21 protein-coding genes are annotated in these 24,040 nt (G+C 63.7%); 12 read left to right on the forward strand and 9 right to left on the reverse strand.

Annotated elements, in window-relative coordinates; genetic code table 11:
• Nucleotides 1-248 precede the first annotated feature (248 nt).
• From IV500_RS02340 to phoH2, 3 genes are all read left to right on the forward strand, one after another.
• The gene (locus IV500_RS02340; RefSeq protein ID WP_196395380.1) at nt 249-1,019 is read left to right on the forward strand and encodes an isoprenyl transferase; all 771 of its coding nucleotides are present in this window, start codon (nt 249-251) and stop codon (nt 1,017-1,019) included.
• A gap of 18 nt (nt 1,020-1,037) precedes the next feature.
• A complete protein-coding gene (locus tag IV500_RS02345) occupies nt 1,038-1,682 on the forward strand; it encodes a YoaK family protein (protein WP_196395230.1) in 645 nt (214 codons plus the stop codon).
• A 276-nt stretch (nt 1,683-1,958) separates the two neighbouring features.
• Nucleotides 1,959-3,287: an RNA 5'-3' helicase PhoH2 gene (gene phoH2, locus IV500_RS02350; protein WP_312875794.1), complete on the forward strand. Its 1,329-nt coding sequence runs from the start codon at nt 1,959-1,961 to the stop codon at nt 3,285-3,287.
• A gap of 25 nt (nt 3,288-3,312) precedes the next feature.
• On the opposite strand, the gene IV500_RS02355 is transcribed toward phoH2, so the two are convergent.
• Nucleotides 3,313-4,158 carry a hypothetical protein gene (locus IV500_RS02355; RefSeq protein WP_196395231.1) on the reverse strand — a complete coding sequence of 282 codons (846 nt, stop codon included), beginning with the start codon at nt 4,156-4,158 and terminating at the stop codon, nt 3,313-3,315.
• A 57-nt stretch (nt 4,159-4,215) separates the two neighbouring features.
• Between IV500_RS02355 and IV500_RS02360 the strand changes: the two genes are divergently transcribed.
• A complete protein-coding gene (locus IV500_RS02360; RefSeq protein ID WP_196395232.1) occupies nt 4,216-4,725 on the forward strand; it encodes a prepilin peptidase in 510 nt (169 codons plus the stop codon).
• An 8-nt stretch (nt 4,726-4,733) separates the two neighbouring features.
• Nucleotides 4,734-5,204, forward strand: coding sequence for an NUDIX hydrolase (locus tag IV500_RS02365; protein WP_196395233.1), 471 nt, complete (start codon nt 4,734-4,736; stop codon nt 5,202-5,204).
• Between the two features lie 78 nt (nt 5,205-5,282).
• Here the strand turns inward: IV500_RS02365 and IV500_RS02370 are convergent, their stop codons facing one another.
• Nucleotides 5,283-6,725, reverse strand: a complete 1,443-nt coding sequence (locus IV500_RS02370; RefSeq protein ID WP_196395234.1) for a class II fumarate hydratase — start codon at nt 6,723-6,725, stop codon at nt 5,283-5,285.
• Between the two features lie 68 nt (nt 6,726-6,793).
• On the opposite strand from IV500_RS02370, the gene IV500_RS02375 reads away from it, so the two are divergent.
• Nucleotides 6,794-7,654, forward strand: coding sequence for an Fpg/Nei family DNA glycosylase (locus tag IV500_RS02375; RefSeq protein WP_196395235.1), 861 nt, complete (start codon nt 6,794-6,796; stop codon nt 7,652-7,654).
• A 35-nt stretch (nt 7,655-7,689) separates the two neighbouring features.
• On the opposite strand, the gene IV500_RS02380 is transcribed toward IV500_RS02375, so the two are convergent.
• The gene (locus IV500_RS02380; RefSeq protein ID WP_196395236.1) at nt 7,690-8,340 is read right to left on the reverse strand and encodes a carbonic anhydrase; all 651 of its coding nucleotides are present in this window, start codon (nt 8,338-8,340) and stop codon (nt 7,690-7,692) included.
• Nucleotides 8,337-9,017 carry a DUF4245 domain-containing protein gene (locus IV500_RS02385; protein WP_196395237.1) on the reverse strand — a complete coding sequence of 227 codons (681 nt, stop codon included), beginning with the start codon at nt 9,015-9,017 and terminating at the stop codon, nt 8,337-8,339. The genes IV500_RS02380 and IV500_RS02385 overlap by 4 nt, the downstream gene beginning before the upstream one ends.
• A gap of 152 nt (nt 9,018-9,169) precedes the next feature.
• On the opposite strand from IV500_RS02385, the gene glpX reads away from it, so the two are divergent.
• On the forward strand, nt 9,170-10,219 hold the full coding sequence (glpX, locus tag IV500_RS02390) for a class II fructose-bisphosphatase (RefSeq protein ID WP_196395238.1): 1,050 nt from the start codon (nt 9,170-9,172) through the stop codon (nt 10,217-10,219).
• Between the two features lie 72 nt (nt 10,220-10,291).
• Nucleotides 10,292-11,350: a lipid II:glycine glycyltransferase FemX gene (locus IV500_RS02395; protein ID WP_196395239.1), complete on the forward strand. Its 1,059-nt coding sequence runs from the start codon at nt 10,292-10,294 to the stop codon at nt 11,348-11,350.
• 60 nt (nt 11,351-11,410) lie between these two features.
• On the opposite strand, the gene manA is transcribed toward IV500_RS02395, so the two are convergent.
• The 4 genes from manA to IV500_RS02415 form a co-directional block, all read right to left on the reverse strand.
• Nucleotides 11,411-12,724, reverse strand: a complete 1,314-nt coding sequence (manA, locus tag IV500_RS02400; protein ID WP_196395240.1) for a mannose-6-phosphate isomerase, class I — start codon at nt 12,722-12,724, stop codon at nt 11,411-11,413.
• Between the two features lie 21 nt (nt 12,725-12,745).
• Complete coding sequence (locus IV500_RS02405) at nt 12,746-14,341, reverse strand: LCP family protein (RefSeq protein WP_196395241.1); 1,596 nt, start codon at nt 14,339-14,341, stop codon at nt 12,746-12,748.
• Nucleotides 14,342-14,350: 9 nt separating this feature from the next.
• Complete coding sequence (gene purE / locus IV500_RS02410; RefSeq protein WP_196395382.1) at nt 14,351-14,857, reverse strand: 5-(carboxyamino)imidazole ribonucleotide mutase; 507 nt, start codon at nt 14,855-14,857, stop codon at nt 14,351-14,353.
• Between the two features lie 104 nt (nt 14,858-14,961).
• On the reverse strand, nt 14,962-16,191 hold the full coding sequence (locus IV500_RS02415) for a 5-(carboxyamino)imidazole ribonucleotide synthase (protein WP_196395242.1): 1,230 nt from the start codon (nt 16,189-16,191) through the stop codon (nt 14,962-14,964).
• A gap of 150 nt (nt 16,192-16,341) precedes the next feature.
• On the opposite strand from IV500_RS02415, the gene IV500_RS02420 reads away from it, so the two are divergent.
• Complete coding sequence (locus IV500_RS02420) at nt 16,342-16,857, forward strand: GtrA family protein (protein ID WP_196395243.1); 516 nt, start codon at nt 16,342-16,344, stop codon at nt 16,855-16,857.
• 109 nt (nt 16,858-16,966) lie between these two features.
• Here IV500_RS02420 and IV500_RS02425 read toward each other — a convergent pair whose 3' ends face one another.
• Nucleotides 16,967-17,719 (reverse strand): TIGR03089 family protein, encoded by a 753-nt coding sequence (locus IV500_RS02425; protein WP_196395244.1) that lies wholly within the window; start codon nt 17,717-17,719, stop codon nt 16,967-16,969.
• A gap of 417 nt (nt 17,720-18,136) precedes the next feature.
• On the opposite strand from IV500_RS02425, the gene IV500_RS21245 reads away from it, so the two are divergent.
• The 3 genes from IV500_RS21245 to IV500_RS02440 all read left to right on the forward strand — a co-directional run bounded on the left by IV500_RS21245 (nt 18,137) and on the right by IV500_RS02440 (nt 24,022).
• Nucleotides 18,137-18,751: a WhiB family transcriptional regulator gene (locus IV500_RS21245; protein WP_230854385.1), complete on the forward strand. Its 615-nt coding sequence runs from the start codon at nt 18,137-18,139 to the stop codon at nt 18,749-18,751.
• Nucleotides 18,751-22,323 (forward strand): glycosyltransferase family 2 protein, encoded by a 3,573-nt coding sequence (locus IV500_RS02435; protein WP_196395383.1) that lies wholly within the window; start codon nt 18,751-18,753, stop codon nt 22,321-22,323. Before IV500_RS21245 ends, IV500_RS02435 begins: the two co-directional genes overlap by 1 nt.
• 109 nt (nt 22,324-22,432) lie before the next feature.
• Nucleotides 22,433-24,022, forward strand: a complete 1,590-nt coding sequence (locus IV500_RS02440; RefSeq protein ID WP_196395245.1) for a DUF5719 family protein — start codon at nt 22,433-22,435, stop codon at nt 24,020-24,022.
• Nucleotides 24,023-24,040: the final 18 nt, after the last annotated feature.

Below are 24,040 nucleotides of genomic sequence, written 5' to 3' on the forward strand. Positions count from 1 at the left end.
TGGGCGAAGAGACGACAGCCCGCTACGCCGGGAACCCCTGGATCCGCAACACCTACCACGACAACCTCAAAGACGCCCAAAACTTCGCCCGCACCATCATCACCGGCAGCGAGTAGTAGGGCTCTCCTAGGCGGAAGGTTTTCGGTGAGCCTCGAGGCGCAGCGGCAGGGGTAACGTAGGGGAAGCACATCAGCGCGGCCACTAGGCCCCAGAAGTTGGAAGCCAGGTGATAATTGTTGCAGCCGTACTTGTGGCCACGTAGGCTGCCTGCGCTGGTTTACGACTTCTATGAACGCCGACTGGCTCGATCGCTGAAGCTGGACAGAATCCCCAATCACATTGGCGTCATGGTGGACGGCAACCGGCGTTGGGCCAAGCAGTTCAATGCACCTACCCGGCAGGGTCACCAGGCGGGGGCGGATAAGATCCTGGAGTTTCTTGGCTGGTGTCAGGAACTGGGCGTCAACGTGGTCACGCTGTACATGCTTTCGACGGATAACATGGGGCGTTCTGCTGACGAACTCGACGAGCTGATGGGGATCATCGCGAACACTCTGGACCTGCTGGACGCGGACGCGAATATTAGCGTCCATGCAATGGGTGCCCCGGAGCTTTTGCCGGACTACCTCTCTGACAGACTTTCTACTCTCGCGGCACGGCGACCGGAGCAGGAGTGCCTCCACGTCAATGTGGCGATCGGTTACGGCGGCAGGCGCGAGATAGTGGATGCGGTGAGGGAGCTCCTCCATGACGCCGTCGCGCAGGGCAGCGACATCGGCAAGCTCGCAGATGAACTTGCGGTGGAGGACATCTCTAAGTATCTATACACCCGGGGCCAGCCGGATCCTGATCTGGTCATCCGAACATCGGGGGAACAACGGCTATCCGGTTTCCTGATGTGGCAAAGCGCCTACAGCGAGTTTTACTTCTGTGAGGCCCTTTGGCCGGCCTTCCGGAAGATCGATTTTCTGCGGGCATTGCGGGACTACGCGGGCAGACAACGCCGCTTCGGCGCCTGACCGGACCGGAAGAAAAAGATGCACCGGCACCATCGGACGGAAATCATGCTGGCTGCCGGGCTGTCCGCCGTCGCCGGCTTTGTTGACGCCGTCGGCTTCATCCATTTAGGCGGCTACTTCGTTTCCTTTATGAGCGGTAACTCCACCCGGGCGGGTGCGCTTCTGGCGGATGGGTCCTGGCTCGGCGTGATGCTCGCAATGGGCCTGGTGGCGGCATTCCTTGCGGGCGTGATTTGCGGTTCGCTGCTGCGTGGTGCGGTGCCTACACACAAGCGCATCGTCATCCTATTGTCCATTGCCGTGGTGCTGGCAGCCGCGGCCGTGATGTTCGACGCTGGATTCTGGGTAGCACTGGTTCCGCCAATGATGGCGTTTGCCATGGGGGCTGAGAACGTAGTCTTTGAACGCGATGGCGAGGTCAGCATCGGACTGACCTACATGACAGGCACGCTGGTGAAGATGGGACAGCGGATTGCTTCCGCGTTGGCCGGTGGTGAGAGACTCGCTTGGCTCCGGTACTTTTTATTGTGGTTTGCGCTGACCTGTGGCTCGGTTTTGGGCGGGCTGGCTTACCATGCGCTCAACTTGGACGCGCTGTGGCTCGCAGCAGCCGGAATCCTAACGGCGGCCGTAATATCCCGGCGCGTTCCGGTGCTCGGATAACAATTTCCGGTGCCTGGATAACAATTTGTCCCCCCTGCATCGGCCACTGCCGGCTGTTCTCCGGGATCGCGTAGACACACCGTGGCGGCAGGAACGGCTAAAATCCGGAATTGGGCGTAGCTTAGTGCTATCGGAGGGCTTCCTGCCCTTCGATCGGGAGGCCGGCTATGAAGCGCGATTTTGCGCAGATTACATCGCGGGGCCGTGCGCGGCCTACCGGCCCGCCCGCCTCACCCCTAGTAAATCCGGGTGCGTGCGCCTGGGACTGGAGTCGATGTGGCAATTTCTGAACGGGCCCGGATTGAACCAACGACGGCGGAGCACAGCTTCGTAGTGGACACCTCGGTGCTGCTGTCCGACCCACACGCGGTTCTGCGCTTCGCCGAACATGAGGTCATTGTTCCAATCGTGGTGATCAGCGAGTTGGAAGGAAAACGCCATGATCCCGAGTTGGGATACTTTGCCCGAAAAGCCCTTCGGTTGCTCGATGAATTGCGGGTAAAGCATGGCGGTCTTGACAAAGCAATCTCCCTTGGGGAAGAGGGCGGAACCCTTCGGGTGGAGCTGAACCACATTTCCTCCGACGTGCTGCCCGCCGGCTTCCGCAGCGGCGACAACGACAGCAGGATCCTGGCGGTGGCCAAAAACCTGGCCAATGAAGGCCGCAATGTGACGGTGGTGTCCAAAGACTTGCCGATGCGTGTAAAGGCTTCCGCCATGGGCCTGCAGTCGGACGAGTACCGCAATGAGCTGGTCAAGGATTCAGGCTGGACGGGCGTTGCTGAGCTGGATGTACTCGATGACGAGATCGGCACGCTGTACAGCCATGAGCCGGCGTTCATTCCTGCAGCAGCGGAAATGCCAACGAATACGGGGCTGGTCCTGCTGTCGAACCGCGGCTCAGCCCTCGGGCGGGTAGGGGCGGACAAGCAGGTAAGACTGGTCAAGGGGGACAGGGAGATCTTCGGTCTGCACGGGCGTTCGGCAGAGCAGCGCCTGGCGATCGATCTACTAATGGACCCCGAGGTCGGGATCGTGTCGCTGGGAGGCCGGGCAGGAACGGGGAAGTCGGCGCTGGCGTTGTGCGCGGGGCTTGAAGCGGTGTTGGAGCGGCGGGAACACCGAAAGGTGGTGATATTCCGTCCGCTGTACGCCGTAGGAGGCCAGGAGCTGGGCTACCTGCCTGGTTCCGAGAGCGAAAAAATGAATCCGTGGGCTCAGGCGGTCTTTGACACGTTGGGGGCATTGGTATCGCAGGAAGTTGTTGAGGAGGTTGTGGGCCGCGGCATGCTGGAGGTTCTGCCGTTGACTCATATCCGCGGCAGGTCCTTGCACGATTCGTTCGTGATCGTGGATGAGGCTCAGTCGTTGGAAAAAAATGTGCTGCTGACGGTGATGAGCCGGATCGGGCAAAACTCCAAGATCGTACTGACTCACGACGTGGCCCAGCGCGATAATTTGCGGGTCGGCCGGTACGACGGGATTGCCGCCGTCGTCGAGATCCTTAAGGGTCATCCGCTGTTCGGTCACATCACGCTCACCCGCTCCGAGCGGTCGCCGATTGCCGCGCTCGTCACCGAGCTGCTCGAAGGCATTGAGTCCTGACGCACTCACCGAAAGGGGCAGACGGCTAAGTGGCAGGGCCGAGGTCCCAGCTGATATGGCTGCGGACGTCGGTCAGGCCCATGCTGACCTCCACGAACAGATCGTCCAGCATATATTCGTCGACCCCGAGGACCTTCAGCCAGTGACCGGCGCCGGCCGTGGGTCCGTCCAACGACTGGCTGGCCACGCAGACCCCGGTCCCTGCGTCGATTCGGATGGCGGTGCGTCCTGGAAACAGCAGGGGATGGCCGGGGATGGTGGGGAGGTAAGTGTGATTGGCCGTCAGGATGCTTTCCAGCGCTGGACGGCCCTCGTGTTCGACTTGTTCAATCGGACCTGGTTCGGTCACATTGGCAAAGGGGTAGTCGAGTGGAACCGGTCTATCCCCGGCCAGTTCCACCGGGTCAAGCAGCGCCGGGAACCGGCCGTCGCCAAAGCGGGGCTCGCCATAGGCGGCCTCAGGGCGGCGCCGGACCAGGCCGTCGTCGTCGTACACCGGCGTGACTAAATGCGCCGGCAACAACCACGGCTTGCGCCGTCCGCTGATGAACAGGCCGTCCTTGGAATCGTTAATCCCGGTGGTGCTGTAGAGCATGGTTCCGTCCAGTGCTTCCACCCGGAGGGCGTGGGGCCGGCGCACCCAGCAGTTGACCGGCGCTTCTTCCTCAGCAGTGGCGGCCGGATCCTGCCGGTCAGACTCAGCAGCGACGGCCGGATCCAGCAGGTCAGCCACAGCGCCTTGACTGATGGGGCGGTCCAGGGTCCCAGCGAATCCCGGGGCCCGCCGAAAGCGCAATTCGAAGCGAAGGCTCTGCCATTTCCATGGCGACGATCTGCACAGATCCCTGAATTGCTCCGCTGCCGCAGTCATGTCCACAGCTTACGCCAGCACCCCCGGAGGGTAGGGGCAGTCGCGTACTATCGCTTTATGATCACACGGCTGGTGGAACTATGGGCGAACCACCCGGCGGCTGGCTGGCTGGTTCTGTTGGCCTGCGTTTGCCTGCTGGTGTCCGCGGTGCGTCTGAGCATGGTCGACATTCGAACACATCGGCTGCCGGACCGGATCATATTTCCGTCCTTCGCGGCCGCTTTGGTGCTGCTGCTGGCCGGCAGCCTGGTCGCGGAGGACCCGCGTTCCGCGCTGAGGACCGTGCTCGGTTCGATGGTGCTCGGTGGCTTTTATCTGCTGCTGCGGCTGATCTACCCCGCCGGCATGGGACGTGGCGACGTTAAACTTGCGGCCTTGCTCGGTCTGTATTTGGGGTATCTCGGCTGGCCCCAAGTGCTGTTCGGCATTATGGCCGGGTTCGTCTTGGGCGGACTGTTCGGTCTGGGACTGATCGTTACACACCGTGGCAGCGGTAAAACGCAGATACCGTTCGGCCCGTTCATGCTGGCCGGCGCCATCGCTGTCATGCTGGCCGCCGGCGGTTAGGCTGGCATATGCCTACTCCCGGCTTTGTCCTGACCCTGCGCGAGAAAATCGGCCATGACCCGTTGTGGCTCCCGGGTGTGACCGCGGTGGTGTTCGACGACGGCGGCAAGGTGCTGCTGGGGCAGCGCGCCGACACGGGGGACTGGACGCTGATCACCGGCATGCTTGATCCGGGCGAGGAGCCGGCCGTGGGAGCTGCCCGCGAGGTGCTGGAGGAAACGGGCGTGGTGGCCCGGATGGAAGGACTCGTGGCCGTGCACAGCCAGGCACCGATCACCTTTCCCAACGGAGATCAGTGCCAGTTCATGAACCTGGTCTTTAAGGCCCAATCGGTTTCCGGGGTGGCCCGGGTGAACGACGACGAGTCGGTGGACGTCGGATGGTTTGGTCTCGACGAACTGCCCCCGTTGCGTGCGGCGCATCAGCAGTGGTTGCAGTGGGCGCTCGATTTTGCCGGTGAGACCCGCTTCCTGCGCTGACGGCTACTGCGCTGACGGTTCCTGCGCTGACGGTTCCTGCGCTGACGGCTACTGCGCTGACGGTTCCTGCGCTGACGGCTACTGTGGTGGCCGCGTCATGGACAGCACGTCCAGGGAGGTATCGAGCTGTTCCTCCGTCAATTCGCCGCGCTCCACGAAGCCCAGGGCCACAACAGCCTCACGGATGGTCTGCCCTTCCTTGATGGCGTGCTTGGCAATCTTGGCGGCGTTTTCGTACCCGATGAACTTGTTCAGCGGGGTGACAATGGACGGTGAGGCTTCGGCGAGGAAGCGGGCCCGTTCCACGTTGGCCTCGATGCCGTCGATCATTTTGTCCGCCATCACGCGGGTGGAATTGGCGAGCAGGCGGATGGATTCGAGCAGGTTGGCCGCAATCACGGGGATACCAACGTTAAGCTCGAAGGCTCCGTTGGTACCGGACCACGCCACGGTGGCGTCGTTGCCTACCACCTGAGCGCAGACCTGCAATACGGCCTCACAGATCACCGGATTGACTTTGCCGGGCATAATCGAGGACCCGGGCTGCAGGTCGGGCAGGGAAATTTCGCCGAGGCCGGTGTTGGGACCGGAGCCAAGCCAGCGCAGGTCATTGCTGATCTTGCTCAGTGACACAGCGATTGTGCGCAGTTGCCCGGACATTTCCACCAGGCCGTCACGGTTGGCCTGTGCCTCGAAATGGTCCCGCGCCTCGGTCAGCGGCAGGCCGGTGTCCTGGGCCAGCAGTTCAATAACGCGCTCGGAGAAGCCCTTGGGGGTATTGATTCCGGTGCCTACGGCGGTGCCGCCCAGCGGGACCTCGGTGACGCGTGGGAGCGAGGCATTGATGCGTTCGACGCCGTAGCGCACCTGCGCGGCATAACCGCCGAACTCCTGTCCCAGCGTCACCGGAGTGGCATCCATCAGGTGGGTGCGGCCGGACTTGACCACGGTGGCGAACTCGTCCGACTTGCGCTTCAGCGAAGCGGCCAGGTGCTCCAGTGCCGGAATGAGATCCTTCGTCAGCGCGGACGCCGCAGCCACATGCACGGAGGTCGGGAAGACGTCGTTGGAGGATTGCGATGCATTGACGTGGTCATTGGGGTGAACGGACTTTTCGCTGCCGGCCGCCTTGAGCGCCCGGTTGGCCAGCGAGGCGAGGACTTCATTGGCATTCATATTGGACGAGGTGCCGGAGCCGGTCTGGAAGATGTCGATCGGGAAATCGCCGTCGAACTTCCCGGCGATGACCTCCTCGGCGGCGGATTCAATGGCACTGGCCAGTTCGCCGTCGAGCACGCCCAACTCGGCATTAGCGGTAGCAGCGGCCTTCTTCACCCGCGCCAGCGCCTCAATATGCGCCCGTTCCAACGTGGTCCCGGAAATCGGGAAGTTCTCCACTGCCCGCTGCGTCTGCGCGCCGTACAGGGCATTGGCCGGGACCCGGACCTCACCCATCGTGTCGTGTTCGATGCGGAACTGCTGATCGGTGGATGCGGTGCCCGGTGCGGAAGTCTCAGTCATGACGTCAAGAATACCGCTTTGGCGCCGAGGCCCTCGACGGATGCCGCAAGCTGATGGAGACTGAGAACGTGCCCGAGCTCCCCGAGATCCATGCCCTCGCCGCGGACCTGGACGCCCATCTCACCGGGCGCACCGTTAATCGCCTGGACATTCTGGCGGTTGCCGCGCTGAAGACATATGATCCGCCCATCTCGGCACTGGCCGGTCAGGTGGTGCGCGCGGTGACGCGGCGCGGCAAGTTTCTGGACATCAGCGTCGGTGAGATACATCTGGTCATGCATCTCGCGCGGGCCGGCTGGATCCGATGGCGTGCGGGGAGTCCCGCACCCCGCGGACGCGGCGGCAGGGGCCCGCTTGCCGCGCGACTGGTGCTCGACGACGGCGCCGGCATCGATATCACCGAGGCGGGCACCAAAAAGAGCCTCGGCATCTTCGTGGTCGGTGACCCCGCCGATGTGCCGGGCATCGCCAGGCTGGGGCCTGACCCGCTGAGCGTGCAATTCGCGAAGGAAACGTTCCTTGGCATACTCGCTGCGGCGGGGCGATCGCAGATCAAGGGCGTGCTGCGCAATCAGGCGATCATCGCCGGCATTGGCAACGCCTACTCCGATGAGATCCTGCACGCCGCCAAAATGTCCCCTTTTAAGCCGGCCTCGATGAGCGTGGAGGAAGCTTCCCGGTTGTTCGCTGCGATGCAAACGACGCTGCGGACTGCAATCTCGCGCTCAAACGGGCTTGCGGCCGCCGAGCTCAAGCGGGAGAAGAAATCTGCGATGCAGGTGCACGGCCGACAAGGGCAGGCGTGCCCCGTCTGCGGCGATACCGTTCTTCAAGTGAGCTTCGCTGACTCGGCTCTCCAGTACTGCCCTACTTGCCAGACCGGCGGGAAGCCGTTGGCGGACCGTGCGCTGTCGCGGCTGCTGAAGTGAGCTGTGCGCCGTCGGGCAGGACAAGCGGCGCCGCGTTAGAGGGTACCGAAATTGGAGACCAGGTCCGCGCGCCCTTCCTGCAGCCGGTAGGCAAGGCCGACGACGGCGGTCCGGTGCTCTGCGACGGCGGCGGCGATGATCGGGGAATTCTCCACCAGCCGCTCCGCCGTCTGCCGCACATGTTCCACGACCATGTCGTTGACCTCGTGCTCGTCGCGGCGCAGGGACGTCAGCACCGAAGGCGTGATTCGCTCCACTAAATCGCGGATAAACCCGGCCGGCATTTCTCCGGTCTCCACCGCACCCTTGGTGGCCGTGACCGCCCCACAACTGTCGTGACCCAAAATAACGATCAGCGGGACCTGCAGGTAGGCGATGCTGTATTCCAGCGAGCCCAGCACCGTGTTATCAATCACATGACCGGCCGTGCGGACCACGAAGGCGTCGCCCAAACCCAAATCGAAGATGATTTCAGCAGCCAGCCGGGAATCAGAACAACCAAAAATTACCGCGAAAGGATTCTGCGTGTTCACCAGCGCGGCCCGGTGCGAAGCATCCTGGTTCGGGTGCGAGGACGTACCGTTGACGAACCGCTTATTGCCGTCACCGAGCTTTTTCCAGGCCTCGGCCGGAGTCAGCACGTCAGCGGACAGTGCGAGCTCGCCGCCGTCTTCCGGGCCGCTCATTTGCTGCTCCCCGTGGTGGGTGTGGCAGCGCCGCCGGTAGGGGAGTCGAGCTGGTGATCGATCGACGCAATTGCCGCGGCGCCCAGCGTGTCGAAGTCGGTGAGAGGTGCGCTTCCGGTGAGAATCATTGTTGTGCCTCTGTATTGGAGGATCAGCGATTTATCTGATCCAGGTTTGTCGCGGAGCTCCCAGTTGTGCGCTCCGATCTGTCGTTCCCCGGTGACCGGGGCATTATTCGCATTCTGCGCCAACCAGCTGGGATTAGCCAGCGCGCTTTGTTTGAGCGAGATGAACTGTCCCGATGCGGATACATAACCGACCTCCCAGAAGGCCACTCCGTCCGCTCCGGCGGATTTCCAGCGCGCGTAGTTGACGCTCCAGCCCGGCGGCAGCGCCGCCACGGGCGCAAAACCGGCCACGTCCCTGGCCTGGGCGGCAATGACCGGAACATCAACATCCGGACGGTAGACGGAAGCGTTCTGGTGCGCGTTAAGTAAAATGACGGGAAGCACTACGGCCAGTGTCACCAACAGTGCCAGAACCATGCCCATGATCGAAGCATTCGCACGTTTGGCGGCCGATGCTGCGATAACGGGTCTGACCGCAGGAGCGGGTTTTTCCGGTTCCTGCGGAGGGAGAACGTCCGTCGGCGAACCGTCGTCATGTATATGCGTCACCGTTCCATAATCCACCATTCGCGATGGGTTCACATCTTCAGCGGCGGCGCGCTCGCGCTTGGGGCTCTACAGCCAACTATGATGAAGACTGACCGGTCCCGGCAAAAGTGCGGATTCCGGTGCCCATTCATTACCGTCAGCACAACTCAAAGATGAGGTTACTCGTGTCCGAGAACAACGATGAAGCTCAGTACTCGACCCTTTCCCCGGCGCTGGCTGTGGGAGATGACGAACCGGACCGCAACCTTGCGCTCGAACTGGTCCGGGTCACCGAAGCCGCCGCAATAGCCGGCGGCCACTGGGTCGGTTTCGGAGACAAGAACAAGGCCGACGGCGCCGCGGTAGACGCGATGCGCTCGCTGCTGTCGACGGTTCACTTCAATGGAATTGTGGTGATCGGCGAGGGCGAGAAGGACGAAGCGCCGATGCTGTTCAACGGCGAGCAGGTAGGGGACGGCTCCGGCCCCGAGTGCGACGTGGCGGTTGATCCAATCGACGGCACACGGCTGTGCGCCTTAGGCATTAACAACGCTCTTGCGGTACTGGCCGTGGCCGAGCGCGGCACCATGTTCGATCCCTCCGCCGTCTTCTACATGGAAAAGCTGGTCACCGGACCCGAAGCCGCCGACGTCGTCGACCTTCGGCTGCCGGTCAAGGAGAACCTTCGTCTGATCGCCAAAGCCAAGGGTGTCAAAGTCAACGCGCTGACCGTCATGGTGCTTGACCGCGACAGGCACCGTCCGCTGGTGGAGGAAATCCGCGATTCGGGCGCACGCACCAAGATGATCATGGACGGTGACGTCGCCGGCGCCATCGCTGCGGCCCGCACGGGAACCGGTGTGGATGCCCTGATGGGGATTGGCGGAACACCCGAAGGAATCGTTGCAGCGTGCGCGATTAAGACCCTCGGCGGGGTCATCCAGGGACGCTTGTGGCCCACGAGCGACGACGAGAAGCAGAAAGCGCTCGACGCAGGGCACGACCTGGACCGGGTTTTGTCGACGAACGATTTGGTCCGCAGCGACAACTGCTACTTCGCCGCGACCGGAATCACCGATGGTGACCTGCTCCGCGGAGTGCGTTACGACAAGAACAAGGTGCTCACGCAGTCGATCGTGATGCGTTCGAAGTCGGGCACAATCCGCTTCGTTGACGGCGAGCACCAGTCACACAAATGGGAGTCCTACGCCAGAATGGCCTAGCGGGCCTGGCGGGCCTGGCGGCGGATCGGCTGGTTTTCCGCCGGGCTGTACTGGCCGGATAGGCTTGCTGCTATGACTTTGAGCGTTGAGCAGTGCACGGACCGGACCGAGTGGGATGCCGCGGTGAATGCCGGGCGGGGCCATCCGATGCAGCTGTGGGGCTGGGGCCAGACGAAGGCGGCACACAACTGGTCCGTTGACCGCGTGCTGGTCCACGATGCTACCGGCACACTCGTCGGATCCGCCCAGTTGCTGTTCCGACGCCTGCCATTTCCCTTTCGTTCCCTGGCCTACATCCCGCGGGGCCCGCAGACGACGGAAAGTTCAAGCACCAAGGTCCTTGACGCCGTCGTCAATTATGTGAAGCTCACGCATGGCTCCGTGGTGCTGAGCATTGAACCTGACTGGGACATGGACTCGCCCAGTGCGACGGTACTGTTGGCAGCCGGCTGGCGGCGGACGGAAAGCACCATTTTGATGGGGCGTACTTTGATCCTGGATCTGCACCGCTCCGAAGATGAACTGCTGGCCGCAATGACGAAGAAAACCCGGCAGTACATCCGTAAATCAGGCCGGGAGGCGCTGGACTACCGCCCGGTCAGCCGCGAGGAGGTGCCGCAGTGCCTCGCCGTTTACCGGCTGACGGCCGATCGCGCCGGATTCGGCATCCACTCCGATGCCTATTATCTGGACATTTTCGACAATTTGGGGGGGGGGTCTGCGGTATTTGCTGCGTTCGACGGCGACGCGGTGGTGGCCTTCCTCTGGCTGGCCGCCAGCGGGGCGACCGCCTTCGAGCTTTATGGCGGGATGACTGACGTTGGGCAGAATCTGCGGGCCAACTTCACACTCAAGTGGACGGCCATTAGAGCCATGAAGGAGCGCGGCGTCGGTCGGTATGACTTCAACGGGCTCCTGAACGACGGAGTTTCGAAGTTTAAAATCGGGTTTGCCGATCATGAAAATCTGCTGGCGGGGACCTGGGACAAGCCGCTCTCGCCGCTCTACCCGGTCTACGCCAGGGTGCTGCCGCTGGCCCGCAAGGCTGTGAGGAAGACGGGAAGGTTCGTTTCCGGGGCGCCCGCTGTGCTCTCGGGCCTACGCAAAAGGGTGGCCGCCCCAACTAAGTAGCAGCAGGTGCACGCAAAACGTGAAATGAGTGCAGTTGCTGCTACTTAGTTGGGGCTGGGGCTAGCGCTGCCGGGTCGGTGCGGGCTCGGCAGGCGGAACGACGGCGGCAGGAACTGTGACAGCGTAAAGAACGGCAGCGGCGTCGGCGCCACTTACGGGGTGGGCGTTAACGGGGCTTTCCCGCGCCGGGACGAAGGCGCTGTCCCCGTGAGCGAGGATCAGGTCACCGCGTGGCGAATCGAGAATGACGGAACCGGTGACCGCGATAACAAGGAGCGGCCCGTTCTGGTCCAGTGGAATCGGTGGTCCGTCAGGTTCCAGAATCGCGCGCTGGAGCTGAAATTCCCGGAATGGCGGTTGCCAGATTTCCTGGCCCAGCTCGGTGCTGCCTGCGGCGATCAGCGGCACGGGCAAGGCGCGGAACTCCACCGTCTTCATCAGCTCCGGGACATCCACGTGCTTGGGTGTGAGCCCACCGCGGAGCACATTGTCCGAGGACGCCATGACCTCTACTCCAAGACCCTCCAGGTAGGCGTGGATGTTTCCCGGAGGGAGATAGATAGCTTCCCCGGGCCTGAGCGAGACGCGGTTCAGGAGCAGGGAGAGCAGCACGCCGGCATCCCCCGGATAGTTACTGTCCAGGTTGACCACGGTGGACAGCTCACGCTGGTATGCCGTGTGCGGCGGATGGGCAGCGGGGCCGGCATTGAGTACGGTAACGACGGCGCTCACGGCGTCGGTGACCTCGTTGCCTCCGGTGATGAGGCGGTGGAAGGCTGTCCGGATCGCCGTCGACTCGCCAGCTTCTGACTCTTCCACTGCGGACAGGTCCGAAATAACGTCCCGCAAGAGCTGCGGGAAGGTCTCCTCGGCCGTCTCAAAGAGGGCGGACAGGCGTTCAAAGATCGCCCTTGACTCCGTGGCCGGGCGAAAACCGCACAACGCCTCAAAATCCGTCAGCGCCAGGATCAGCTCGGGTTTGTGGTTATTGTCTTTGTAGTTTCGCTCGGCGGCGGCCTGCGGAATACCTGCCGCTTCTTCGCGGGCAAATGCTGCCTGAGCCTGGGCGAGAGTCGGGTGGACCTGTAAGGACAATGGCTGCGAGGCGGCCAGGATTTTAGCCAGGAAGGGCAGCCGGTCACCGAATTCCGCACGCACATCGGTACCAAGCATGCCGTCCGGATCGTCCGCGATCAGCTCGTCCAGCGACCCGGTGCTGCAGTCCGGCGCCGTGGCCAAGGAGGGTGAGCCGGGGTGCGCGCCAAGCCACAGTTCGGCTTCCGGCCCCCCGGAAGGCGCTCGGCCCAGCAGCGTCGAAATTGCAGTGCGTGAACCCCAGGCATAGGGACGCAATACGTTTGTCAAGGTGTACATTTGCTCTCCTAGAGTTCGTGGCTATCCGGCCGTGCAACTGCCGTTGTTGGCGAGCAGTGATTCGAGCATTGCGTCGTCGCCCTGTTCTGCCAGTTGCTGCAGGTACTCCTGGGTGACCTGCGGGCCCGGAGCCGGTGCCGCGGGGGCCGGAGCCGGTGCAGCGGGAGCTGCAGTGCTGGCATCTGGAGCGGCCGGTGCCGGCGCGGCTCCCTCCGGGCCTGTTGTGGGAGCGGGGCTGTTTCCCGCAATCAGTTCCTGCACCCGGGCATGGATGACATTGAAGTCGGGAAAGGTGGAAAAGTTAATGTCAAAGTCCGGGGGACCTATAGTCAGCCGCTTTAGTGGATGCTTTTTGGATTTCAGGGCCAGATCAACAAAACTGCCCAGCTGGGCGGCCGGAATATCCGATTCCATTACCTTCGTCCCGGCATTGAGAATCGACTCGAATTTGGAGAGCACAGTGGCGGGATCCATCTGCTTAAGCAGGGCCTGCTGGATGCACTGCTGCCGCTCGCTGCGGGCATATTCCAGGACCCATTGGCGTGATCTGGCGTACCAGAGCGCCTGCTGGCCATTTAGCGTCTGTTCACCCGGGGCAATCCAGCCCTCCGGCGGAGCGTGGCTGTAACCGCTGTCATCCAGGCTGGCGCCGCTGATCGGGACCCAGCCGCCGGCGTTGATCTTGACTCCGCCCAGTGCATCGATCAGCCGGGAAAAGCCGGACATGTCGATGAGGAGGTAACCCTGGATCTTCAGTCCCAGCGTCCCGCCGGCGGCGTCCATCATGGCGGCGGCGCCCGGATCAGACCGGCCCGGATACAGGTTGGCGTATTTCTCCGTGACCTCGGTGTAAAGGAAGTTGATGATGCAATTGTCCCCGCAGTTATAGCCGTTCGGATAGACGCTGCGCATCGGTGAGTCTGCCGTGAATTGGGCGTTCTGCAGGTTGCGCGGAATGCTGATCGTGACGGCCTGTCCGCTGGAGGCATCAACGCTGACAACAATGATGCTGTCCGGACGTCGTCCCACGCGGTCTGCGCCGGCATCCCCGCCCATCACCAGGAAGTTGTACCGCCCGTCCACGGGGGCCATATCGGGACCGGCGGAGAAAATGCTGTTAATGGCATTGCGGCCCGTATTGATCAGGTACGCCGAGTAGCCAACGGAGCCGGAGGTCAGCACCATGAGCAGTACCAGGACGACGCTGACGGTACCGCGCATTCCCGGGGCGAGCAGCGCGGGCCGGATAAGGCGCAGGGTGTTCAGGAACATGTAGGCCCAGCCCAACGCCAGCAGGACCAGCACCGCGATCAGCAGCAGGGAACTGAAGGGATTCGTGAAGACGCTGAAAAGCAGCCCACGGTTCAGCTGCGAGATAGCTAAGGCCAGTACGACGACGAGCCACACACCGAACGTGACGCGAAGCGCGAGTCGGCCCAGTTTTCGGTTGCCGGCAACGATCTGGGCGCTTCCGGGGAGCAGCAGCGTCAGCAGCAGCAGCACAAACGCACGTTTAGTGCGCACGGGTGCCGGAGCGGACTGTGGATAACGCACCGGGTTGGTGAGGACCGGAGGCTTCCGCGAGGCCTGGCTGACTTTCGGGCTGCTGATGCTCATAAGTCCTTCTTAGCCCACCAGGCCGGGGAAGGCCTGTGCGGCTTTTTGACGCAAAGAACCGCCCTTGACGGCGGCGGTCCGATTAAGATCGTTGGCGAACTCGGCCAATGCGCCGTGCAGCCGCGCCGCAGTGCCGTCGGCCCCACAGGCGAGCATTCGAACTGCCAGGAGCCCGGCATTGCGGGCACCGCCGATCGATACAGCCGCTACGGGTACCCCGGCCGGCATCTGGACGATCGACAGCAGGGAGTCCATTCCATCAAGGGTTTTCAGCGGCACCGGAACGCCGACGACAGGAAGGGTCGTGACGGAAGCGAGCATACCGGGCAGATGCGCGGCCCCGCCGGCACCGGCGATGATAACGCGCAGACCGCGGTCCCGGGCGGACTGGCCGTAGCTAATCATTTCAGTTGGCATCCGATGAGCCGATACCACATCGACCTCAAATGGGATGTCGAACTCGGACATGACCTCGGCGGCAGCCCTCATGACCGGCCAGTCCGAGTCGGAGCCCATAACGATGCCCACGAGTGCCGGTTGCGCCGCAGGAGCCGGGGTGGCAGTTGCGGCGGGAAGCGGGTTGGACGAGCTGTCGGGGGACACGTTTTCTGCTGATTGGCTCATTGGAGCTCCCTCTGGTCTGTGCCGGACGGTCCCGTGCCGGATGAGTCTGTGCCGGATGAGTCTGTGCCGGAAACCATTCCATCGCGGATAAGTGCGGCGACCTCGCAGGCGCGAGCGCGGACGGCAGCAGCGTCGTCGTAGGGCATTGAGAGCACATTAACATGTCCAATCTTGCGCCCTGGCCGCACGCTTTTGCCGTACATATGGACTTTGGCCCGGGGTTCCGCGGACAAAGCGCGCGGATAGGCGCTGAACAGGTCCTGGTTGGCGCCGCCGAGGATGTTCTTCATCACTGTAACGTCCGCCAGCGCCGCGGTGGCGCCGAGCGGAAGGTTCAATACGGCACGCAAGTGCTGCTCGAACTGGCCGGTGACTGAACCGTCCATGGTCCAGTGGCCCGAATTGTGCGGCCGCATGGCGAGTTCATTGACCAGAAAGCCACGGCCAAGACCGGGCGTTTCAAAGAGCTCCACCGCCATCACACCACTGACGCCAAGGTCCGCGGCGATCTGCAGCGCGGCGGCCTGCGCAGCCGCCGCCACCTCCGGCGGCAGAGATTGTGCAGGAGCTATCACCTCGTCGCAAACGCCATCCACCTGAATGGACTCGACCACTGGCCATGCGCTGGATGCACCATCGGGTGTGCGGGCCACCAGTGCGGAAAGCTCCCGGCTGAATTCGACTTTCGCCTCTACCAACAAGGGGTTCATGGCCGTGAACCAGTCAGCGGCCGCCGTGGCAGCATCGGCGTCGTCGAGCACCTTCACGCCCTTGCCGTCATACCCGCCGCGGGGCATCTTAAGAACCACCGGCCAGCCGTGCTGGTCTCCGAACGCAATGACGTCCGCTACCGAGGCTGCGGCGCTCCAGCGCGGATTCGGCAGGCCGAGCCGCTCGATAGCTGCACGCATGACGAGTTTGTCCTGGGCATGAATCAGGGCGTCGGGGCGTGGCTGGACGTTGACGCCGTCGGCCAGCAGCGCGCGCAGGTGTTCAGCTGGTACATGCTCATGATCAAAAGTCAGGACGTCGACACCGGCCGCGAAACGCCGTAAAACGGCCAGATCCCGGTAGTCTCCGACGGGCGCATGTGCCACGGCAGGAACCGCGCAGACGTCCGGCGTTTCGGCGAGAACGTGCAGCTCAAAACCAAGGGCGACGGCGGCAGGGGCCATCATTCGGGCCAGCTGGCCGCCGCCAACAACACCTACTACTGGAAAAGTCACAGTCCACAGACTACCGAACGCCTCCCGGATTTTCGGGGTCGACGTGCGGGAATGGGATGTTTATCGGGGAAATTGGCAGCGCCCACCAAGGCTTTTCCCGTAAGATCCTATAACTGGCCGTATGTTTGGCGGCAGCGACGGTGGAGGATCATGTTTGAATCAGCAGCAACACGCATTAGAGGTCTCTTTGGACTGTTCTGGCGCGAGGTTGCGAAATTTGGCGCCGTCGGTGGCGTTGCGTTCGTCATCGACACGGCAATTTATCTGTGGCTGTTGCATGGCGCCTTGTCCGACCACCCCACGCGGGCCAAGATTGTCTCTGCCGTTATCGCGACCATCTTTTCCTGGGTAGCGAACAGGTACTGGACCTTCCGGCACCGACGCCGGGCCAATATTTTGCGCGAGGTGGTCCTCTTCGCGGTCATGAATGGCATTGGGATTGCCATCGCGGCCGCCTGCGTTTACGTCTCGCACTGGGTACTTGGCTTTACCACTCCGTTCGCCGACTTCGTCTCCGGCAGCGTGATCGGTCTGGTGCTGGGTACGGTTTTCCGCTTCTTCGCCTACCGTTTCTGGGTTTTCACCGAGGAGTTGGACGAGGACCCCGGATTTGCGAAGGACCACGAGCTTGTGGAGCCGGGAAAGCCCCGCCCTCCTGTGGATTGAGGGGGCTGGCCCCCGGTGTTCAGCGGATTCGCGCTCAGCAAATACCTGCTCAGCGGATTCCTGCCGAGCGGATTCCTGCCGAGCGGATTCCTGCTCAGCGGATTCCTGCTCAGCGCTGCATCGTGACCCGCTCGGCCGAAAGCAGCCGTTCGGTTACCGGGACAGACGGATGTACCAGCACCACAGATCCGCCGGCACTGAAGATTCCCAGCGCATTGCGGACGGCGGATTCCAATCCGTCACCCGCGGTCAAGATGACGCGTTCGGACCGCTCTGCCGGGTGCGCATAGCTGCAGAGCAACGATCCGAAGGTGACCGATGCAAAGGGAGCAAGAGAGTCCGGCTTGCCGGAACCAACGACGGCGGCGTCGGTTCCCGAGGGTTCATCAAACGGCACAAAGATATCACCGTGGGCGCGAACTTCGGCGGCGTAGTCCAGTACGCCTGCCGGGAGGTCCCCGGTCCACCTCATCTCCAGCGCTCCAAGCGCCACGGCTACAGTGAGTGTCCGGGGACGGGAGGCTGCTGGCCCTGGAGCTGTTGGCGCTGTTGTCACAGTGACATCATGGTTCAGTCCGGCGCCGGGACCGTAACTGACTGCGGCCCCGGCATGCCAGGCGGCCAGTACCCAGCACAGCGAACGCCAATGAGCGGGCATGTCGATGGCAATGACGCTGCCGGGACCGGCGTCTAATTCATCGACCACATAGTTTGCCGTTTTTGCCACCCAGTTGTCCAGCACTTTCCCCGACAGTTCCACCCGTTCTCCGTCCGGCCCGTACCAGGTCAGGCGTGGCGAGGTGGCGTCCACCGTGCGAAGGGTCGTAAGAAGAGCCGGCACGGTGGAAATGTCTGAGGGCATGCCTTCATCCTGCCAGTAACGGCTGCGGTTCGGACGCTCCTGGCCGTCATCTGGGTGCTGCGGCCTCCACGAGCTGAAGTCTGACCCTGCTTAGGCCTGTGATGTTGGGCATGTTTACCGTGTTCGAACGGCCCGCTCCGGATCGGGAAATGCCTGATTTTCAGCGTGCAGCGCGCCCGGCGAGTATTCCGGAAAAAGCCACGCCCGGATTCCTCCGCTGATTCTCCGGGCGTGGCGCGGCCGCGTCTTGGCCCGTTGTGGATAGGATCACCCCGCCCGCTTGACGGAGCCCGTATTACAACGGTGTAATTAGACCCGGGGACATCGTCGCCAAGGTAGAAACACGCCGTTCAGCGGCACACTCACCGGACTTTAACTTGCCAAGATATTGGCTGCAATGGCAACAGGAGGACGACCATGGGACAAGCGGAACGCAGTGCACCTTCACCGGCGCAGCGCGTGGGGGACGGCTCCTTGACGACGGCAGACCTGGCCGGCCAGGCAACAGTTCAGGGACAGCCGGCCTTGCAGTACCGCTCCCTTGGTGTACCCAGTGACTGGTACGTCGACCCCGCGGATCCGCAGGCAGCGGACCGCTATGACCGCAGTGCGCGGGAATCATTGGAAGAAAAGGCGACGGCGTTCCTCGCCGATCACGAGGCGCTGGAGACCGCCCCCGACATCGGATCAAACCCCGACGGCAGCCCGCTTGCGCTCGTTGCAGGGCTGGCCGGAGCCGTAGTCCAGCCAATCTGGATTGGTCTTCCCTCCGGCACGCCCGGCTTCGGCGACACTGGCTTCAGCGACGACGGCGAGCTGGGCTGGCAGACCGATGCCCTCTGCGCACAGACAGACCCGGAAGCCTTTTTTCCCGAAAAGGGCGGTTCCACTCGGGATGCTAAGAAGGTCTGTGGCTCCTGCAATGTGCGTGCCCAGTGCCTGGAGTATGCGCTGGCCAATGACGAGCGCTTCGGCATCTGGGGCGGCCTGTCCGAGCGTGAGCGTCGCCGGCTTCGGAAGCGAGCGGTCTAATTCCTGCTGCAGTAAGTGTCACCGCCGTCGTCATTGCGCACAACGGCAGCAAATACCTACCCAGAATACTCGCGGCCGTTGCCGCTCAGACTCGCCCCGCTGACGCAGTTTTCGGCGCCGACACCGGCTCAAGCGATGGATCGCTGAAGTTGCTGGAGGACGCCCTCGGCAAGGGGAAGGTAATTACTCATTCGTCCTTCCGCGGTGGCTTCGGCTCCGCCGTTCAAGACGTTGTCCGCCAGTTGAGCGCTCCGGCGCAAACGGAGGGGGAACACGAATGGCTCTGGCTTCTGCACGACGATTCGGCACCGGCCCCTGATGCCCTCGCGGAACTGCTGCAGGCTGTCGAGCGCGCCCCGTCGGTAACGGTGGCCGGCTGTAAACAGCTCGATTGGGACGAACCACGGAAGCTGATCGACGTCGGGCTGTCAGCGAGCCGCTGGGCGGAGCGCGTGACCTTGATCGACCGCGACGAACACGATCAGGGCCAGCACGACGGCCGCAGTGACGTCTTTGCCGTCAACTCGGCCGGCATGCTGGTGCGCAGGGACATTTGGGAAAAACTGGACGGTTTTGACCCGGCGGTACCCGGCACCGGGGACGATATTGATTTCTGCTGGCGGAACAGACTTGCCGGGCACCGGGTCGTCGTAGTGCCACGGGCCGGAATGCGGCACGTTTCCCGCCGGCAGCGCAGTGTGGCCTCGCCGAAGGCGGCCCGCAAGGCGGAGGTGCATTTACGCCTCAAACATGCCCCGTTGTGGCAAGTGCCGTTTCTTGCCATCGGTGCCTTGTTGGGCGGTGTGTTCCGTCTTCTTGCCGGAATAGTGCTGAAGGAACCCGGCTACGGCGCCCGACAGTTTACCGGTACCTGTGCCGCTTTGGCCAGGCCGCTGATCCTGCGGCGCAGCCGCGCCGCCGCGGCGCGGACGCGGGTGCTGCCGCGTTCGGTGATGGGCGCACTGCAAGCGGGTGACCGTGAAATCCGTTCGCACCGGCGTTCATTGCTGGACTCCTTCACCGACGCCGACGCCGACGCCGATGACCCCGCAGGTGACGGATCCGTCCAGTTCGTTCCCAGCGGAGACGCTGCCGATGACTTTGCCGCACTCAGCACGGCCAACCGTCTGCCGCCAGCGACGGGAGCCGTCGCTGCGGTAGTTCTGCTGCTCGCCGTCGGCCTCCTCTGCCTGTACCGACTGGTCGGTGCCGGTGCAGTGGCCGGTGGTGGCCTCCTGCCACTGTCCGCCGGACTCGGGGGGATTTGGCACAACGCGTCGACCTGGTGGATTGCGGTCGGCGCAGGACTGCCCGGGCACGGTGATCCGTTCGGCTACGTTCTATGGCTGCTGGCGCTGGCGGGGCTGGGGAATGGATCCGCGGCGGTTGCCTGGCTGTTGATCCTGGCGCTTCCATTGGCCGGACTCGGGGCCTGGTTCGCCGCCGGGGCGCTCACCCGGCACCGCTGGGCACGTTTTGCCGCAGCTGTTATTTGGGCTTCGGCTCCTGCGCTGCAAATAGCAATCGGTCAGGGCCGTTTGGGTGCACTCCTGGCGCACATTCTAATTCCCTGGGTCCTGCTGGGCCTGATCCGCGCGGTGGGCGGATCCGTCCTGCGGCGTGGCGCCGCGGTCCAGCCGCCGGCCCGACGATCAGCAGCCGGCCCTTCGCGGACCATCATCGTGGGCCCGGGCCGGCCCGGGAGCGGACACGTGCCTTCCTGGACGGCGGCAGCGGCCGCCGGACTGGGACTGGCCATCATCACGGCCTCCGCACCGTCACTGTTGCCCGGCGCCGTCGTCGGTATCATCTTGGCGATGGTCTTTCTGCGCAGGCGCGGGCGCACACTATTCTGGGCATTGCTGCCGAGCATTGCGCTATTTGTCCCCTTTGTTATTTCCACGCTCAACCAGCCTCGGGCCATATTTGCGGACCCAGGCGTGCCGCTGGCCTACACGAACGCTCCGCTGTGGCAGCAAATTCTCGGTCAACCGGTGAGAATCGGCTCCGGAGCGGGTATTAACTCTCTCTCGTGGTTCCCCGGCGGAGCCTTTCCTTGGGCGCTGACAGCGATGATAGTGGTTGGTGGGCCGGTACTGTCATTGGCGGTCTGCGCTCTGCTGATCAAGACCAGGCGAGCCGGCCTGGTGCGGGCGCTGTGGGGCGTAGCCGTGCTGGCGCTGCTCAGCGGATTCTTTAGCGCAAGCATCGCCGTCGCGTTGGGCGGGACGTCACTGGTTACCCCCTTCAGCGGTCCCAGCGTCTCACTGACGGCCTTTGCGCTCCTCGCAGCCGCGCTGCTCGGGGTCGACGCGCTGCTGCAAGGAGCCCGCAGCAGTGCCCGATCTCCTGCCGGTGCCCGGCGTTCCGGGGCTTTCCGCGGCACAGCCGTTCTGATTTCGGTCTTTCTGGTGATCTCACCCGTGGCCAGCCTCAGCCTATGGGTGGCGCAAAACCTCGCGCACGGAGCCGATCAAAGAACGACGGCGGCGGATCCGGCACGCGCGCCGCTTGGGCAGGATGCAGGCACGCAAAGTGATATTACGAACCTGGGCGTGGAAACCGGCCCGACAGATGAACAATATGGGGTCAGCACGTTAGTCCGTCCCGGGTCCGCACGAACCTTGCCGGCCACGGCGACAGATCGTGGCAACGGCCCGGAACGTGCCCGGACCCTGGTGCTGAGCATTAATTCCGACGCCAGCGTCAGCGCAGCACTGATGCGCGGCGCCGGCACCACCATGGATTCGCTGTCCACGATTGCTTCCGCCCGGGGAATAACCGGAGCCCCCGGTGCCGAATCCGTTCAGGGCGACGATCCAGCCGGCGCATCCATCCGGCAGGCAGTGGCAACGATCATGGCCGGCACCGGAGTGGACCCGCGACCGCAGCTGACTGAGCTCGGGGTCGGATTTGTGGTGCTGCACAACGGCGACACGGCCGCGGAGTTAATGGCAAGTCAGATAGAGGCCGTTCCAGGCCTGGCTACCGTAGGCCCCACAGACGTCGGCTGGCTCTGGCGGGTGACGCCGGACGCGGTCTCCGGGCCGACGCCCGAGGTCGGGTCGCGGGTGCGGATTACGGACCCATCCGGAGTAACGCTTTCCTACCTGCCCTCTGACGTTCTGAACGTGGACACGCAGATCATGCCGGGTGCAGCAGACCGGCGATTGGTGCTCGCAGAGCGGGCCGATGCGGGCTGGGCAGCCTGGCTGGACGGCAGGCAACTTGCGTCCAGGACCTCGGACTGGGCCCAGGCCTTCACGCTTCCGGCATCAGGGGGGCATCTCGTAGTCCGCTACGAAAACCCTTGGGCCGGGCTGTGGAGCATCCTGCAGATCGTTGTGCTGGGACTAACCGTGCTGATGGCCATCCCAATGCCGGCGCGACGACGGCGGTCTAGCGCCGGTTCCACTGTTGCCTCGGTGGTGGGTAACCGATCCAGCGACCCGGTCGCTGATGGTGATGCGACCGTCGAAGCCGGTGCGGGTGCGCCGGCAGCGCGGGACGCTTTGACCAAGGCGGCAGCTGACTATGAGAGCGCGTTAGGCAAGGTAGGTACCCATGGTTGATGCATCCAAGGCAGCAGACCAACGACTGCCGGACTCCGGGCAGGGGTCTGAGCGGGCTGGATTGCCGGGCAAGGGAGATCGGACTGTTCGACGCCGCCGGGGACCATCCATGTCGCTAATCACCGGCTGCGGCGTCGCGGTGGTCGCCGCCGCGGTGGTGGCCGGCGGTTCGCTGGTGCCCGGGTTCGCTGCTGCGGCGGTTGTGGATCCGCCGGCGGTGGCGCTGCCGGCGGGGCAGAGCACGGCCGCCTGCCCGGGGCCGGCACGGCTGCTGGACGGCTCGGCGGCAGGAACGGATCCGCAGTTTTCGGCAGCCGCCAGCAGCTCCAGTTCCACCGTAACCGCCCTGGTCCTCAGCTCGCCCGACGGAACGATACCCGGCAGCGCCCTGAGCCCGCTGGGTGCGGGGGAGCCACTGGCGCTGTTGGCTCCAGCCGCCCCAGCCGGGTCCGGCAGCGCCAGCGCTGCCGGCACGGCTGGAGCCACTGCCGGCTCGGCTGCCACAGCGGACAACCGTAAGGCGGCGGTACTCAAAAGCCAGGCCGTCAGCGGCGCAACGGTGCTCCGGGCGGATCCGCTCGGAGGCAAGCGGGCCTTGATTGGGGCGGTCATGGCCTATGCCGCGCCGGACGGTGACCTCGCAGGTCTGGCCGCAGACAGCTGCCAGCCGCCGGCAAACGACCTTTGGCTGGCAGGCGCCAGCACCACCGTAGGCCGGACGGCGATTTTGAATATTTCGAACTCGTCGCAGACGGCCGCGACGGTGAATCTTGAGCTCTTTGGGGATAAAGGACCCGTCCAGGCACCCGGAGCCAAGGGGTTGCTGGTCCCGGCGGGAACGAGCAGATCCGTGGTTCTTGCCGGGCTGGCTGCCGGGCAGTCAAACCTTTCGATGCGGCTAAAAAGCACCGGCGGCCCGGTTGCGGCAACGATCCAACAGTCGGTTTTGCGCGGGCTGACTTCCGGTGGAGTGGAAGTTATCTCTCCGGTCAGCGCGCCGGCGGCCCGACAGGTGGTGACCGGCGTTGCAGTCCAGGAGCCGGCTCTGGCCACTGCGGTGGCAGGACAATCGGGGTACTCTGACGCCGGGGCGGCACTGCAGGTCACAGTGCCGGGCAGCACGGACGCGCTTGTCCAGGTCAAGGTTTACGGTCCCAGCGGGCAGCAGCAGTTGCCGGGAGGCGGCGTCTTTACCGCGAAAGCAGGCGGCGTTTCCGAACTTTCGCTCGCGGGGCTGCCAGCAGGAACTTACACCCTGGATATCGGTTCGGATGTTGCGTTCACGGCCACCGCCAGGGTTGCAAGCGCGATCAAGGACGGCGAACCCGTCGACTTCGGTTCGGCGGCTGCCGGAGCCAAATTGGGGAATGGCCAGCTGATTACCGTGCCTCAGGGAGTCGTTTCCACGCTTGTCTTTGGCGTTCCGGCAGGCCGGGCGAAAGTTTCGCTGACTCCGGTTTCACTCAGTGGCGCTTTCCTGCCCGTCAAGACTGTCGACGTCGCCGGGGGAACAACTCTGACGGTGGACCCGGCGCAGTTGGCCGGCGAGGCCGTGGCGGGGTTTGTTGTTTCCGCCACCGGGGACGCGGTGTACGGCGCGCAGCTCTTGGGTATTAAGGACAAAGCCGCCGTTTCCGTTCTGGGCGTCCCCCGGGGCGTTTCGGGGCCGCAGGATCTGAAGGTAATTCTGGGGTATTGAGAGCCGGTGCTGATCCGG

The sequence above is a fragment of the Arthrobacter terrae genome, from assembly GCF_015708085.1.
Taxonomy (GTDB): domain Bacteria; phylum Actinomycetota; class Actinomycetes; order Actinomycetales; family Micrococcaceae; genus Arthrobacter_M; species Arthrobacter_M terrae.

Excerpts from the sequence above, each read along its gene's own strand:
- IV500_RS02345 (WP_196395230.1), top strand. The coding sequence starts at position 1,038 with ATGCACCGGCACCATCGGACGGAAATCATGCTGGCTGCCGGGCTGTCC.
- IV500_RS02355 (WP_196395231.1), bottom strand. The coding sequence starts at position 4,158 with ATGACTGCGGCAGCGGAGCAATTCAGGGATCTGTGCAGATCGTCGCCA.
- IV500_RS02360 (WP_196395232.1), top strand. The coding sequence starts at position 4,216 with ATGATCACACGGCTGGTGGAACTATGGGCGAACCACCCGGCGGCTGGC.
- IV500_RS02365 (WP_196395233.1), top strand. The coding sequence starts at position 4,734 with ATGCCTACTCCCGGCTTTGTCCTGACCCTGCGCGAGAAAATCGGCCAT.
- IV500_RS02370 (WP_196395234.1), bottom strand. The coding sequence starts at position 6,725 with ATGACTGAGACTTCCGCACCGGGCACCGCATCCACCGATCAGCAGTTC.
- IV500_RS02380 (WP_196395236.1), bottom strand. The coding sequence starts at position 8,340 with ATGAGCGGCCCGGAAGACGGCGGCGAGCTCGCACTGTCCGCTGACGTG.
- glpX (WP_196395238.1), top strand. The coding sequence starts at position 9,170 with ATGAGGTTACTCGTGTCCGAGAACAACGATGAAGCTCAGTACTCGACC.
- IV500_RS02395 (WP_196395239.1), top strand. The coding sequence starts at position 10,292 with ATGACTTTGAGCGTTGAGCAGTGCACGGACCGGACCGAGTGGGATGCC.
- manA (WP_196395240.1), bottom strand. The coding sequence starts at position 12,724 with ATGTACACCTTGACAAACGTATTGCGTCCCTATGCCTGGGGTTCACGC.
- IV500_RS02405 (WP_196395241.1), bottom strand. The coding sequence starts at position 14,341 with ATGAGCATCAGCAGCCCGAAAGTCAGCCAGGCCTCGCGGAAGCCTCCG.
- purE (WP_196395382.1), bottom strand. The coding sequence starts at position 14,857 with ATGGGCTCCGACTCGGACTGGCCGGTCATGAGGGCTGCCGCCGAGGTC.
- IV500_RS02420 (WP_196395243.1), top strand. The coding sequence starts at position 16,342 with ATGTTTGAATCAGCAGCAACACGCATTAGAGGTCTCTTTGGACTGTTC.
- IV500_RS02425 (WP_196395244.1), bottom strand. The coding sequence starts at position 17,719 with ATGCCCTCAGACATTTCCACCGTGCCGGCTCTTCTTACGACCCTTCGC.
- IV500_RS21245 (WP_230854385.1), top strand. The coding sequence starts at position 18,137 with ATGGGACAAGCGGAACGCAGTGCACCTTCACCGGCGCAGCGCGTGGGG.
- IV500_RS02440 (WP_196395245.1), top strand. The coding sequence starts at position 22,433 with ATGTCGCTAATCACCGGCTGCGGCGTCGCGGTGGTCGCCGCCGCGGTG.